The following is a 12,626-nucleotide window of genomic DNA, read 5'->3' on the forward strand; positions in this document are numbered from 1 at the left end:
CGGGTACGGCGAAGGGGCGGGCGCCCGATGCGGGCGCCCGCCCCTCCGTCATGCCGTCACGCCCTCACGGGAGTTACGGGAGGACCTTCTCGATCTGCACGCTGCCGAGACCGGCGGCGGTGCCGCGGGCGTTGAGCAGCTGGACCTGGCCGAAGAACTGACGGCCCTCGGGGGCCGCGCTGGAGACCAGGACGTTCGCCGAGACGTTCGCCGAGGCGCCGGTGGCGAGGTTCACCTTGGCGGCCTCGTCGACCTGGACGGAGCCCAGGGCGGAGGAGAAGTACACGTCGCGGTAGTCGTACGTGGTGGAGCCGGACGGGATCGCGTAGCCGATCACCTTGATGGTGTAGGTACCGGCGGCGGGCTTGGCCAGGCTCACGGCCTCCTCGGAGTCGCCGTCGGCGGACGAGGCGACCTTGACGCCGTCCTTGTAGACCTCCAGGTCGAGGTCCGCGGCGGTGTCGGAGGGCTTGCCGATGGCGACGTCGAGGCGGGAGACGCCCTCGCCGACGGTGACCTCGGTGGTCTGGGTCTCACCGGTCGCGATGGTCGGCTTGGCGACCTTCGCGGAGCCGAGCGGGCCGCCCTGGAGCGTGCCGCCGGAGATGGCCGCACCGTCGTTCTTCACGGTCCACTGGACCGGCGCCGGGGTGCCCTGCTTGACCTCGGGGAGGACCTTGACGGCCGGGTCGAAGCCCGCGCCGAGGACCGAGACGTCCAGCTTGAACGGGTTGTCGAGCAGCGGCGACGTACGGCGCGACTCGACCTCGATCTCCCAGACGCCCGGCTGCGGGTCGGCGTACGAGCGCAGGTCGGGGCGGCAGGTGTTCGCCGGGTTGTCGTAGTTCGGGTAGCACTGGGTGGTCGCGCTGTCCTCGACGCCCGTGCCGTACGGGTGGATCGAGATGAAGCGGGTCTGGCTGCCCGGCTGCAGACCGCCGAGGGCGACCTCAAGGGTCTTGGCGCCCTGCGGGACGGTCACGAAGTACGACTTGTGGCTGTTGCGCTGCACGGAGGAGGTGTCCGACAGCGTGAACGACGGCTTCGCCAGCGGGGTGGAGGCGACGACCGTGGTCAGGATCTGCTTGTCGATGCCCTCGGTGGTCGGGTCGTCGAGCTGCAGGATGCCGCTGTGCACGCCGGCCGACTTGACGTTGGCCTCGACCTTGATGGTGACGGGCTTGTTCAGCGGGAGAGTGACGTAGTCGTAGCCGCCGACGACCTTGAAGGTGCCGTCGTTGTTGCGCCAGCTCAGGTTGTGCCGGGTGCCGTACTTCACGCCCGTGGTGCGGGTGACGACGACGTCGTAGACCTTCTTCTGGCCGACCTTGAGGCCGCCCTCGCGGTCGTACAGGCCGGTGCCGAAGCCCGGGGTCTTCAGGAACTGGTCGAGCGCGGTGTCGACCGGGGCCTTGACGGTGAACTCTTCGGCCTTCGCGTTGCGCTGGATGGACTGCCAGGCGTCGACGATGTTGATGAGACCGGCACCCTGGGCGTGCGCCGGGACGTCGTCGATCTTCTTCGCGGTGCTGGTCAGCGCCACGCGCAGGGACGCCGGGGTCAGCGCGATCTTCTGCTGCTTGGCGGCCGAGATCAGCAGGGCGCTGGCGCCCGTCGCCTGCGGCGAGGACATCGAGGTGCCCTGGAGCATCGAGTAACCGGCCGGCAGGCTGTAGCCCGCCTCCTTGACCGGGCTGCCGGGCAGCCAGGTCTGGGTGGTGTTGATGGCCGCGCCGGGGGCGGTGATGGTCGGCGTGAACCCGCCGTCCTCACGCGGACCGCGCGAGGAGAAGGGGAACATGTTGTACTTCTTCGACACGCCGGAGCCGTAGTTGGCCGCCCAGGTCTCCTTGGAGACCGCCGCGCCCACGGAGATGACCTTGTCCGCGAGGCCGGGGTCGCCGATGGTGTTGACGCCGGGGCCCTCGTTGCCCGCCGAGATGACGAGCTGGACGCCGTAGGTGTCGATCAGGTTCTTGTACAGCTCCGAACGGGCGTTGTTGCCGTCGTTCAGCGCCGGGAGACCACCGATGGACATGTTGACGATGTCCACGCCGCGGTTGACGACGAGGTCGATCATGCCCTCGGTCAGCGCGATGTTGGTGCAGCCGCCGGACCAGGAGCAGGCGCGCGAGGAGACGAGCTTGGCGCCGGGCGCCTCACCGTTCATCTTGCCGCCGAAGAGGCTGTTGGCGGCCGTGATGCCGGCGACGTGCGTGCCGTGCTCCGACTCGATGATGCCGATGTTGACGAAGTCGGCCTTCTTGCCCACCCAGTCCCCGCCGAAGGGGTCCATGGGGACGTCCTTGCGGATCTGGATCACGAACGGGATGCGCTCGGCGACGTCGGTCGCCGGGTTGTCCGTGCCGAAGTAGCCGACCTGGTAGCCGTCCTTGTACGGCTTCATCGGCTCGTTGTTGGTGAAGTCGCCGTCCTGGTCGGTGTCGACGCGGACGGTGCCGGCCACCGGGTCGTACAGCATGCCGAACTTGTCGGTGGTGTCGCCGTCGCGGTTGACGTCGCCCTTCATGTCACCGGTGGCGGTGATCGACTCGCTGAAGCGGCTCCACTGGAAGCTGCCCTCGGGCGCCTTCCAGCTCTGGCCGCCCGCGGTGAAGGAGCCGCCGGTGGCGGTGACCGGGGTGACCTGGGGGCGCCAGGTGGCGTCGTTGTCCAGGATCGGGTCGGTCGCGGTGACCCAGTCGACGATCTTGCGCTCGCCGGTGGTGGTCTTCTGGAGGGCCGGGTGCGCCACGTCGACGCCCGAGTCCAGGATGCCGATGGTGACGCCGCGGCCGTCGGCCTGCGGGTTCTTCTGGACGAAGTCCACCGCGCCGGTCTCGAAGGACGGGTTGTACGGGTTCTTCGCCGGGGTGTTCTTGTCCGGCGCCGGGTAGGACCCTTCGGCGGTCTTCTTGGCCGCGCCGGCGTCCTTGCCCGCGTCGGGGCGCGGGTCCGGCAGCTGGATCTCCTGCCGCAGGTCCATGCCGTGTACGGATTCGAGCTTGGCGGCGGCCTTCAGTGCGGCCTCGGCCTTGTCGGTCGGCAGGGTCGCACGGACGTAGCCGAGCTTGTCGTACGTCTGGCCCACCGAGGCGCCGTGGACGGCGTCGAGCTGGTCGGCCACCTGCTTCGTCTGCCCGGGGGCGGTGGCGACCATGACGGTGACGGTCGCGTCACCCTTGGCCTTGGCCTCCTGGAGCAGCTCGGCGTCGACCGAACCGAGCTTCTGGTCGGCCGACTTGACCGGCGGCGCGTTCCGCGGGTCGTCGCCGGCCGCCGCGAAGGCGGGGACGGCGCCGGTGGCGCAGAGGGCGGCCACCAGGCCCGCGGCCGCCGCGACGCGGGCGGCACGCCGCGCGCCGGGTATGGCCCCGGTGGTGGAGCTGGGGGAGTCGAGGGTCATCAGCATCCCTGGCTAAGTGAAAGATACGGTCCGGATTTCGGTGCCGGATGACCGGTCAGCTTTGCGCAAGTGACAGCTGTTTGGGGAGGGTTGTTATTGACCGAGACCTGACATGGCGGACTCTCGCCAGTGTGTACTACCCGCCAGTAGGGACATGCCGGGGCAAGGCGGGGCGACTCGCAGCGGTATGCGAGTTGATTTATCGACTTTGCAGCCTCACGCCGCGTGCGGCGCAGGTCTCCGTCTCATGACCGGTGTGACAGATTCCGACCGTTCAGCGCTCGCGCGTGCGCGCGTAGTGCCGCGAGGCCTTGGCGCGGTTGCCGCAGACGGCCATCGAGCACCAGCGCCGGGTGCCGTTGCGCGAGGTGTCGTGGAAGTGCAGGATGCACGTCTCCGAGGCGCACTTGCGGATCCGGTCGGGCGCCGACCGCAGCAGTTCCAGGTAGTCGCGGGCCGCGGTCCATGCGGGTCCCCAGGAAGGGTCGTCGAACTCCGCTCGCTCGCCCGGACCTTCGGCCGTGAGGGTGGCCCGGATGCGGCCGTGCTCCAGTACGGCGTCGATCAGCTCGCGGGCGCCGGTGTCGGCCGGGTCCGTGACGGCGCGGGCGAGGGCCTCGCGCGCGGTCAGCAGGTGGACCAGGGTCGACTTGTCGGCGCGGAAGCGGCCGTCCAGCCCCGTGCTCCGCAGCCAGAGGGCCAGCCCCTCCAGCCGGCTCAGGCCGAAGGCCCCGGCGAAGAGGTCGGTGGGCACGCCCTCCGGCATCCAGCGCGTGTTCACCAGGTCGAGGGCGAGCGGCTCCCCGATGAGCGGACGGGGGTCCGTCGTCGGTACTGCCGTCATGTCCGCCTCCTCGCTCCGCTAACCCCTCAAGGGTACGTGGCCGGTTGACGCCCGGATCTCTAACCTCTAATCTCAATTTAGAAGGTTAGAACCACTGAAGGGAACCCTCATGACCGCCACCGCCGTCGGCGCGCTCCGCACGGGCCACGTGGGCCTCAACGTCACCGACCTGGACCGCTCGCTCGCCTTCTACCGCGACGCCCTGGGCTTCGAGCTCCTCGGCGAGGGCAAGGAGGACGGCCGCCGCTTCGCCTTCCTGGGCCGCGACGGGGAGCTCGTCCTCACCCTCTGGCAGCAGGCGCAGGACCGGTACGCCCCTCAGGCGGCCGGACTGCACCACCTGGCCTTCTCCGCCGGCGCGATCGAGGAGGTCCGGGCGTACGAGGAGCGGCTGCGCGGCCTGGGCGTCGACTTCGCCTACGAGGGCGTCGTCGCCCACCGCGAGGGCGCCACCTCCGGCGGGATCTTCTTCCACGACCCGGACGGCACCCGGCTGGAGATCTCCGTGCCGACCGGCGCCGAGGGCGCTCCCGCCCCGACCGCAGGTGCTCCGACCTGCGGGTTCTTCTAGGCCCTCAAGGAAGGGGAGCCGCCATGGACCGGTACCACCGGGGCTCGCTGGCCGTGCAGGAGCGGGTCGGCGTGCGCGAGCTCGCCGACCACGTCGGCCGCTCCATCGGCAGCGGCATCCGGGACGTCGCCGCGGCCTTCCTCGCCGGGCAGCCGCACCTCGTGGCCGGCGCGGCGGACGGCGACGGCCGGATGTGGGCCTCGATGCTCACCGGGCCGCCCGGTTTCGTACGGGCCGAGGGGCGCGACCGGATCACGGTCGCGGGCGGCCTGCCCGACGGGGATCCGCTGGCCGGGGCGCTCGCCACCGCAGGCACCCGGGTCGGCACGATCGCGCTCGATCCGCGCACCCGGCGCCGGATGCGCCTGGGCGGGACCCTGGAGGTGACGGCCGGCGGTTTCGCGGTCGGGGCCGAGCGGGTGTTCTCCAACTGCCCGAAGTACCTGCAGAAGCGGCAGCCGCTGGAGCTGGTGGCCGAGGGGCCCGGGATCCTGTGGCGCGGGCCGGCGCTCACCCCCGGCCAGGTGCGGGCGGTCCGCGCGGCGGACACCTTCTTCATCGCCACCGAGGCGGGGGCACAGGAGACCGACGCGAGTCACCGGGGCGGTATGCCGGGCTTCGTGGAGGTGCTCTCCCCGACCGAGCTGGTCTGGCCGGACTATCCGGGGAACGCGATGTTCCTGACCCTGGGCAACCTCGTCGCCGACGACCGGGCCGGGCTGCTCTTCCCCCACTGGGAGAGCGGGGCGCTGCTCCAGCTGAGTGGGCGGGCCCGGACCGAATTCGGCGCCGCGGGGGAGCGGCGGGTGCGGTTCACGGTCGAAGCGGTGGTGGAGGGCCTGCATCCGGGGCGGCTGCGCTGGAGCGCCCCGGAGTACTCCCCGGCCAACCCGCCCGTTCACCGGGGCAGTACGACCAGGTAGGCGGCGGGCTCGCGGTCGGCGGAGGCCGTCAGGGCGGTCCGGACGACCGCGGCCTGCTGCTCGGGCCAGTCGCGCAGCTTGCGCGGGGTCAGGTGCAGCACGGTCACCCCGAGGCGCTCCAGGGTCTCGCGCTTGCGGACGGCCTCGGCCCAGTCCTCGTCCTCGCCCTGGCGGGGTGCGCGGGTGTCGATCTCGATGGCGACGGCCTGCTCGGGCCAGTAGGCGTCCACCCCGCCGAGGTGCGGGCCGCCGGGCAGCCGCAGGTCCACGTTCCAGACGGGCTCGGGGAGTTCGTAGCCCCGTACGAGCTGGTACAGCCGGTCCTCGGCGATGGCCCGGCCCTCCGCGAGCAGCGCCTCCACGGCGTCCACCACGTGCGGCCGGTTCAGCAGCCGGGCGACCGTCAGCTCCCGTACGACGGCGGCCGGTTCGCAGTGGCCGGAGCGGACGGCCTCGCTCAGCAGGCGGCGTACGGTGTCGGCGTCGGAGAGCTGGGCGACGGCGTCGGCGACGGCCCGCGCCACCGGGGCCACGGGCAGGCCCGTCACCTCCAGCGGCCGGGGCGGGGTGTGGGCGCGGACGATCCGGACGTCGCCGGTGGAGCGCAGCCGGCGGGTGCCGGGCACGAGGACGTCGATGTGCGCGAGGCCGAGCAGGGCGGGGGCGGCGGAGAACCGGTAGAGCGCGAGCGCCGCCAGCCCGGTGATCATGGCCTCGCCGCCGCGCCGGCCCGCGTACAGCAGGGCGGCGTGCAGCCGCTCCTCGCTCGTCGCCGGGCCGGAGTGCAGGAGGAACACCCCGGGCAGGACCTGCTGCCAGGGGCGCCCGGCGGCCTCGGCGGCGCTCACTCCGTGCTCCCGCAGCTGGGCGAGGGTCAGCACGCGGGGGCGGCTGGCGGTGAGGTGGGCGAGGGGTGCGTTCTGGTTCATGACGCGGTGATTCCCTCAGGCCATGGCCTTGCTAACGCCTGTTACACGTTCGTCGACAAATCCGGACAAGACGGGGCTAAAGTACGGGCGTTCGACTGCCGATGACGTGCCCTCGCCCGTCGCCGGTTCCCGCTCGCCGCCGGCTCGTCCCGTCGGGCGGGGCCGGAGATCCGGCCCCGCCCGACGGCCGGGGTCAGGCGCCGTCGCGGGCCTGGGCGCGCAGGGCGCGGGCCAGGTCGTCGCGGGACTCCAGGACCAGCCGCCGCAGCGCGGGCGCCGCCTCGGGGTGAGCGGCCAGCCAGGCGTCGGTCGCCTCGACCGTGGCCGGGGAGTCCTGCAGCATGGGGTAGAGCCCCTTCACCACGTGGATCCCGATCTGGATCGAGCGCTGCGCCCAGATCCGCTCGATCACCTCGAAGTACCGGTCGGCGTACGGGGCGAGCAGCTCGCGCCGCGAGGGCTGCTGCATCCCGTCGATGGTGGCCTCGACCAGCGCGTTCGACAGCGCGTCCGACTCGACGACCGCCGCCCACGCCTGGTCCTTGACGGCCGCCGACGGCCGCGCGGCCAGGCACCGCACCTGGTGCCGCTTGCCCGACGCCGTGTCGTCGCGGGCGAGTTCGGCGCCGAGCACGCCCTCGTCCACCGACCCGTGCGCCGCCAGCGGCAGCAGGAAGTCCCAGCGCAGCTCCTGGTCGACGTCCAGCCCGTCGATCCGGGCGGTCCCGTCGAGCAGGCCCAGCAGCAGCTGGAAGTCGCCCTCGGTGGCCGCGCTCGCCGCGAAGAACCGGGCCCAGGTCAGCTGGTGCTCCGACCCGGGCTCAGCCAGCCGCAGCTCGCGCAGGGCGCCCGCCGCCAGGTCCCGGCCGCTCTGCTCGCGCCGCCCGGCCGCCGCGTAGTGGGTGACCGCGCTCAGCGCCTGCCCGTGCAGCATCTGGAGCACGCCGACGTCGGTCTCCCGGCCGGCGTGGGCGAGGAACAGCGAGAGGAAGTCCCGGGCCGGCATCAGCGCGTCGCGCGTCAGGTTCCACAGCGCCGACCAGCACAGGGCCCGGGCCAGCGGGTCCGTGAGGTCGCCCAGGTGGCCGCGGAGCGTCTCCAGGGAGGTCTCGTCGAAGCGGATCTTGCAGTAGGTGAGGTCCTCGTCGTTGACCAGGACCAGGTCGGGACGGTCCAGCCCGGCCAGTTCCGCGACCGCCGTCCGCGCCCCGGCCACGTCCGCCTCGGCCCGCGCGTAGCGCACCAGCGCGCCCGCCTCGGTCCGGTACAGGCCCACGCAGACCCGGTGCGGGCGCAGCTCGTCACCCTCCTGGAGGACCGCCAGCTCGGTGATCCGGCCGTCCGCGTCCGTGGTGACCACCGGGGTGAGCGCGTTCACGCCGGCCGTCTGGAGCCAGGCCCGCGACCACTCGGCCATGTCCCGCCCGGAGACCTCCCCGAGCACCGACAGCAGGTCGTCCAGGGTGGTGTTGCCGTAGGCGTGCGCCTTGAAGTAGCGCCGCGCGCCGTCCAGGAACGCCTCCCGGCCCACGTACGCCACGAGCTGCTTGAGGACCGCTGCGCCCTTGGCGTACGTGATCCCGTCGAAGTTCAGCTTGGCGTCCTCCAGGTCACGGATGTCGGCCGTGACCGGGTGGGTGGAGGGGAGCTGGTCGGCGCGGTACGCCCACGCCTTGCGGCTGTTGGCGAAGGTGACCCAGGCCTGGTCGAAGCGGGTGGCCTCGACGAGTCCGAAGGACCCCATGAAGTCCGCGAAGGACTCCTTCAGCCACAGGTCGTCCCACCACTTCATGGTGACCAGGTCGCCGAACCACATGTGCGCCATCTCGTGCAGGATGACGTTCGCGCGCCGCTCGTAGGACGCCTGGGTGACCTTCCCGCGGAAGATGTACTCCTCGCGGAAGGTGACCATCCCCGGGTTCTCCATCGCGCCCAGGTTGTACTCCGGGACGAAGGCCTGGTCGTACTTCCCGAAGGGGTACGGGTAGTCGAAGATCTCGTGGAAGAGGTCGAAGCCCTGCTTGGTGACGAGGAAGACGTCGTCCGCGTCGAAGTGCTTCGCCAGCCCCTTGCGGCACATGGCGCCGAGCGGGATCGTCAGGTCCCCGCGGGTGTAGGTGTCCGTCACGTAGTGGTACGGCCCGGCCACCACGCAGGTGATGTACGTGGAGATGGGCGCGGTCTCGGCGAAGCGCCGGACCTGCCCCTCGTGGGATTCCTCCACGCCGTTGCTCCACACCCGCCAGCCCTCGGGCGCGGTGACCTCGAAGCGGTAGGGGGCCTTGAGGTCGGGCTGCTCGAAGTTGGCGTAGACCCGGCGGGCGTCCGCCGGCTCGTACTGGGTGTAGAGGTAGACCTCGCCGTCCTCGGGGTCCACGAAGCGGTGCATGCCCTCGCCGGTCCGGCTGTAGGCGCAGTTCGCGTCCACGACCAGGACGTTCTCGGAGGCGAGCCCCTCCAGGGCGATCCGGGCCCCGTCGAAGACGGCGGCCGGGTCGAGGGCGCGCCCGTTGAGCGTGACGGAGTTGACCGAGGGGGCGATCAGGTCCGCGAAGGAGGAGGCGCCCGGCGTCGCGGCCCGGAAGCGGATGGTGGTCACCGAGCGGAAGGTCCGGGGGCCTTCGGCCGGCTCGGCCTCGTCCACGGCGGACCTCAGGTCGAGGGCCACCTCGTACCCGTCGACGGACAGCAGTCCGGCCCGCTCGCGGGCCTCGTCTCGGGACAGGTTCTCTCCGGGCACGTGCACTCCTTCGTGCGTGATCGTGGTCTTCGGTTCGAATCCTCCCACGGGGGAATGGGCGCGGGCCCGGCCCGGTTGGCCTGGGGGATGGCTGCCGAGAGACGTTCTGGCTGACTTGAGGAGAGACATGGCCGACACGCAGGTGCGGGAGAAGACCCCCGTCGACTTCTGGTTCGACCCGCTGTGCCCCTGGGCGTGGATGACGTCCCGCTGGATCCTGGAGGTCGAGAAGCTCCGCGACATCGAGGTCCGCTGGCACGTGATGAGCCTGGGCGTGCTCAACGAGAACAAGCTCGACGAGCTGCCCGAGGCCTACCGCGAGATGCTCGGCCCCCAGGCCTGGATCCCGGTGCGGGTGGTGACCGCCGCCGAGCAGAAGTTCGGCAAGGAGGTCACCGGCAAGCTCTACACCGCGCTCGGTACCCGCATCCACAACGAGGGCCGCGGCAACACCCCCGAGGTGATCGCCGAGGCGCTGGCCGAGGTCGGGCTGCCGGCGGAGCTCGCCGCGTTCGGCCTGAAGGACACCTTCGACGCCGAGCTGCGCGCCTCCCACGAGGACGGCATCGACCGGGTCGGCCAGGAGGTGGGCACCCCGGTGATCTCCGTGCCCGGTGCCGACGGCGAGGACGTCGCCTTCTTCGGGCCGGTCGTCACCCCGGCCCCGCGCGGCGAGGCCGCCGCCCGGCTCTGGGACGGCACCCTGCTCGTGGCCTCCACCCCGGGCTTCTTCGAGATCAAGCGCACCCGCGACAAGGGCCCGAGCTTCGAGTAGCCGCCCGGACCGCCCGACGCGAAGGACCCCCGTGAGTCACGTCCTCACGGGGGTCCTCCGCTGTACACGCCCGCCGGTGAAGGCTGAGAAGACGATCACGAGGCGGACGGGTTCGGGGAAGCGGCGATCAGCCCTTGACGGGGATCAGCAGCGGGGTGTTCGCCTTGGCGTCGGCGTAGCGCTTGGCCACGTCCTGCCAGTTGACGACGTTCCACATGGCCTCGATGAAGTCCACCTTCTGGTTCTTGTACTGCAGGTAGAAGGCGTGCTCCCAGGCGTCGAAGACGAGGACCGGCACGGAGGCCTGGCCGACGTTGCCCTGGTGGTCGTAGATCTGCTCGACGATCAGACGGCCGCTGATGGGCTCGTACGCGAGCACGCCCCAGCCGGAGCCCTGCGTCGCGGAGGACGCGAAGGTCAGCTGCTTCTTGAACTTGGCGAAGGAGCCGAAGGACTCGGTGATCGCGTCCGCCAGGTCGCCCAGGCCGTCGGCGGCGGTGGGCTCGCCGCCGCCCTCGCCGGTCTTCGGGCTGGCCATGTTGTGCCAGTAGATGCTGTGCAGGATGTGGCCGGAGAGGTGGAACGCGAGGTTCTTCTCCAGGCCGTTGAGGGCGCCCCAGTTCTCCTTGTCGCGCGCCTCCTCCAGCTGCTCCAGCGTGGTGTTGGCGCCCGCGACGTAGGCCGCGTGGTGCTTGTCGTGGTGCAGTTCGATGATCTGCGGATTGATCACCGGCTCCAGCGCCGCGTAGTCGTAAGGAAGCTCAGGAAGCGTGTAGATGGCCATGCGTGTGTCCGGTCCCCTCGGCGTGCCAATCGCTTATTGCAATTAATGCGCAACTGCACGCTAGCAGTATCTATTCCATGCTTCGAGTAAGGGTCGCCTCTCTTGAGCGGACCTCCACAACGCCGGAGGCCGGGCTCATGCGGTCGCATGAGCCCGGCCTCTGACGTGCCGTCCGACGGGGGTGTTACATCGGAACGGAGCTCTGGGAGCCCGCGCGGGCGGCGGCCCGGCGCTGCACGGCGTACCCGGTCGCGGCCAGGGCCACGGTCAGCCCGCCGGTGAAGAGGACCTGCACCCGGGTGTCCTCGCCCAGGGCCATCAGTACCAGCACCCCGGCGACCCCGGCCAGTGCCACCCAGGTCAGGTACGGGAAGCCCCACATCTTCACGACCAGCCGCTCGGGAGCCTCCCGCTCCAGGCGCCGGCGCAGCACGAACTGGGAGACCGCGATGAAGCCCCAGACGATGAGGATGACCCCGCCGACCATGTTCAGCAGCCAGGCGAACAGGGTGTCCGGGTACCAGTACGAGAGCAGGACGGTGACGAACCCGAAGCCGCAGGAGGCGAGCACCGCGCGGCGCGGCACCCCGCCGGTCGCCTTGCCCAGCGCCCTGGGGCCCTGGCCCCGGGCGACGAGGGAGTGGGCCATGCGCGAGGAGCCGTAGATGTTGGCGTTCATCGCGGAGAGCAGGGCGATCAGGATGACCACGTTCATGATCTCGCCGGCGGCCGGGATGCCCAGGTGGTCCAGGGTGGCGGCGTAGGGGCCGACCGCGGTGACCGCGGGGTCGTTCCAGGGCAGCAGGGTCACGATCATCAGCATCGAGCCGACGTAGACGACCGCGATCCGCCACATGGTGGTCTTCACGGCCTTGGCCACGCCCTTGACCGGGTCGTCGGACTCGGCCGCGGCGATGGTCACCGTCTCCAGTCCGCCGTACGCGACGACCGAGGCGAGCAGGCCGACCAGCAGGCCGTCGACCCCGTTGGGCAGGAGGCCGCCGTCGTGGACCAGGTTGGCGGCGCCCGGCGAGGAGGTGCCGGGCAGCAGGCCCAGGACGGCGAGGGTGCCCAGGCCCAGGAAGAGGGCGATGGCCCCGATCTTCAGGGCGGCGAACCAGAACTCGAACTCGCCGAACCGCGAGACGGCCCCCAGGTTGCTGCCGCAGAAGACGGCCATGAAGACGAGCACCCACATCCACGAAGGGGTGCCGGGGAACCAGCCGGTCATGATGTGCGCCGCGCCGATCGCCTCGATGGCCACGCCCACGCACAGCAGGATCCAGAACATCCAGCCCGCTGTGAAACCGGCCCACGGGCCGATCGCCCGGTCGGCGTGCACGGAGAAGGAGCCGGAGGCGGGGTTGGCGGCGGACATCTCGCCGAGCATCCGCATCACGAACATCACCAGCAGCCCGGAGGCGGCGTACGCGAGCACGATCGAGGGCCCCGCCGCCGCGATCCCGGCGCCCGAGCCCACGAAGAGCCCGGCGCCGATGACCCCGCCGAGGGCGATCATCGAGAGGTGGCGCTGCTTGAGGCCGTTGCCCAGGGGGGATCCGGCGGGGGCCTGCCGCCCCGGGGGCGGCGCGAGGGTGCTGCTGCTCTGGCTCATGAGGGGTGTGCCTGTCCGGTGTGCGGCGTGTGCGGGGGT

At 71.3% G+C, this 12,626-nt stretch carries 9 protein-coding genes; 3 read left to right on the forward strand and 6 right to left on the reverse strand.

Annotated features, from left to right (window positions below; genetic code table 11):
• Positions 1 to 73: 73 nt before the first annotated feature.
• Positions 74 to 3,406, reverse strand: a complete 3,333-nt coding sequence (locus SLAV_RS24280) for a S8 family serine peptidase (protein WP_030229602.1) — start codon at positions 3,404 to 3,406, stop codon at positions 74 to 76.
• 274 nt (positions 3,407 to 3,680) lie between these two features.
• Positions 3,681 to 4,250, reverse strand: a complete 570-nt coding sequence (locus SLAV_RS24285; RefSeq protein WP_030229604.1) for a CGNR zinc finger domain-containing protein — start codon at positions 4,248 to 4,250, stop codon at positions 3,681 to 3,683.
• Between the two features lie 109 nt (positions 4,251 to 4,359).
• Here SLAV_RS24285 and SLAV_RS24290 point away from each other — a divergent pair, with 109 nt between their 5' ends.
• Together SLAV_RS24290 and SLAV_RS24295 are read left to right on the forward strand one after the other, a co-directional pair.
• Positions 4,360 to 4,821, forward strand: coding sequence for a VOC family protein (locus SLAV_RS24290; RefSeq protein WP_030229605.1), 462 nt, complete (start codon positions 4,360 to 4,362; stop codon positions 4,819 to 4,821).
• 23 nt (positions 4,822 to 4,844) lie between these two features.
• Complete coding sequence (locus SLAV_RS24295) at positions 4,845 to 5,744, forward strand: pyridoxamine 5'-phosphate oxidase family protein (protein ID WP_030229606.1); 900 nt, start codon at positions 4,845 to 4,847, stop codon at positions 5,742 to 5,744.
• Here the strand turns inward: SLAV_RS24295 and SLAV_RS24300 are convergent.
• Positions 5,720 to 6,673 (reverse strand): putative endonuclease domain-containing protein, encoded by a 954-nt coding sequence (locus SLAV_RS24300; protein ID WP_030229608.1) that lies wholly within the window; start codon positions 6,671 to 6,673, stop codon positions 5,720 to 5,722. The two genes, SLAV_RS24295 and SLAV_RS24300, sit on opposite strands and share 25 nt — an antisense overlap.
• 193 nt (positions 6,674 to 6,866) lie before the next feature.
• Positions 6,867 to 9,413 (reverse strand): aminopeptidase N, encoded by a 2,547-nt coding sequence (gene pepN, locus SLAV_RS24305; protein ID WP_030229609.1) that lies wholly within the window; start codon positions 9,411 to 9,413, stop codon positions 6,867 to 6,869.
• Between the two features lie 127 nt (positions 9,414 to 9,540).
• Between pepN and SLAV_RS24310 the strand changes: the two genes are divergently transcribed.
• Positions 9,541 to 10,188: a mycothiol-dependent nitroreductase Rv2466c family protein gene (locus tag SLAV_RS24310; protein ID WP_030229611.1), complete on the forward strand. Its 648-nt coding sequence runs from the start codon at positions 9,541 to 9,543 to the stop codon at positions 10,186 to 10,188.
• Positions 10,189 to 10,315: 127 nt separating this feature from the next.
• Here SLAV_RS24310 and SLAV_RS24315 read toward each other — a convergent pair whose 3' ends face one another.
• Both SLAV_RS24315 and SLAV_RS24320 read right to left on the reverse strand, forming a co-directional pair.
• Positions 10,316 to 10,972 (reverse strand): superoxide dismutase, encoded by a 657-nt coding sequence (locus SLAV_RS24315; RefSeq protein ID WP_030229612.1) that lies wholly within the window; start codon positions 10,970 to 10,972, stop codon positions 10,316 to 10,318.
• Between the two features lie 184 nt (positions 10,973 to 11,156).
• Complete coding sequence (locus SLAV_RS24320; protein WP_030229613.1) at positions 11,157 to 12,587, reverse strand: amino acid permease; 1,431 nt, start codon at positions 12,585 to 12,587, stop codon at positions 11,157 to 11,159.
• Between the last annotated feature and the right edge of the window lie 39 nt (positions 12,588 to 12,626).

This window comes from Streptomyces lavendulae subsp. lavendulae, assembly GCF_002803845.1.
Classification (GTDB): domain Bacteria; phylum Actinomycetota; class Actinomycetes; order Streptomycetales; family Streptomycetaceae; genus Streptomyces; species Streptomyces lavendulae.

What these genes read in the sequence shown, in the direction of transcription:
- SLAV_RS24280 (WP_030229602.1), bottom strand. Translation starts at nt 3,406, where the DNA reads ATGACCCTCGACTCCCCCAGCTCCACCACCGGGGCCATACCCGGCGCG.
- SLAV_RS24285 (WP_030229604.1), bottom strand. Translation starts at nt 4,250, where the DNA reads ATGACGGCAGTACCGACGACGGACCCCCGTCCGCTCATCGGGGAGCCG.
- SLAV_RS24290 (WP_030229605.1), top strand. Translation starts at nt 4,360, where the DNA reads ATGACCGCCACCGCCGTCGGCGCGCTCCGCACGGGCCACGTGGGCCTC.
- SLAV_RS24295 (WP_030229606.1), top strand. Translation starts at nt 4,845, where the DNA reads ATGGACCGGTACCACCGGGGCTCGCTGGCCGTGCAGGAGCGGGTCGGC.
- SLAV_RS24300 (WP_030229608.1), bottom strand. Translation starts at nt 6,673, where the DNA reads ATGAACCAGAACGCACCCCTCGCCCACCTCACCGCCAGCCGCCCCCGC.
- SLAV_RS24310 (WP_030229611.1), top strand. Translation starts at nt 9,541, where the DNA reads ATGGCCGACACGCAGGTGCGGGAGAAGACCCCCGTCGACTTCTGGTTC.
- SLAV_RS24315 (WP_030229612.1), bottom strand. Translation starts at nt 10,972, where the DNA reads ATGGCCATCTACACGCTTCCTGAGCTTCCTTACGACTACGCGGCGCTG.
- SLAV_RS24320 (WP_030229613.1), bottom strand. Translation starts at nt 12,587, where the DNA reads ATGAGCCAGAGCAGCAGCACCCTCGCGCCGCCCCCGGGGCGGCAGGCC.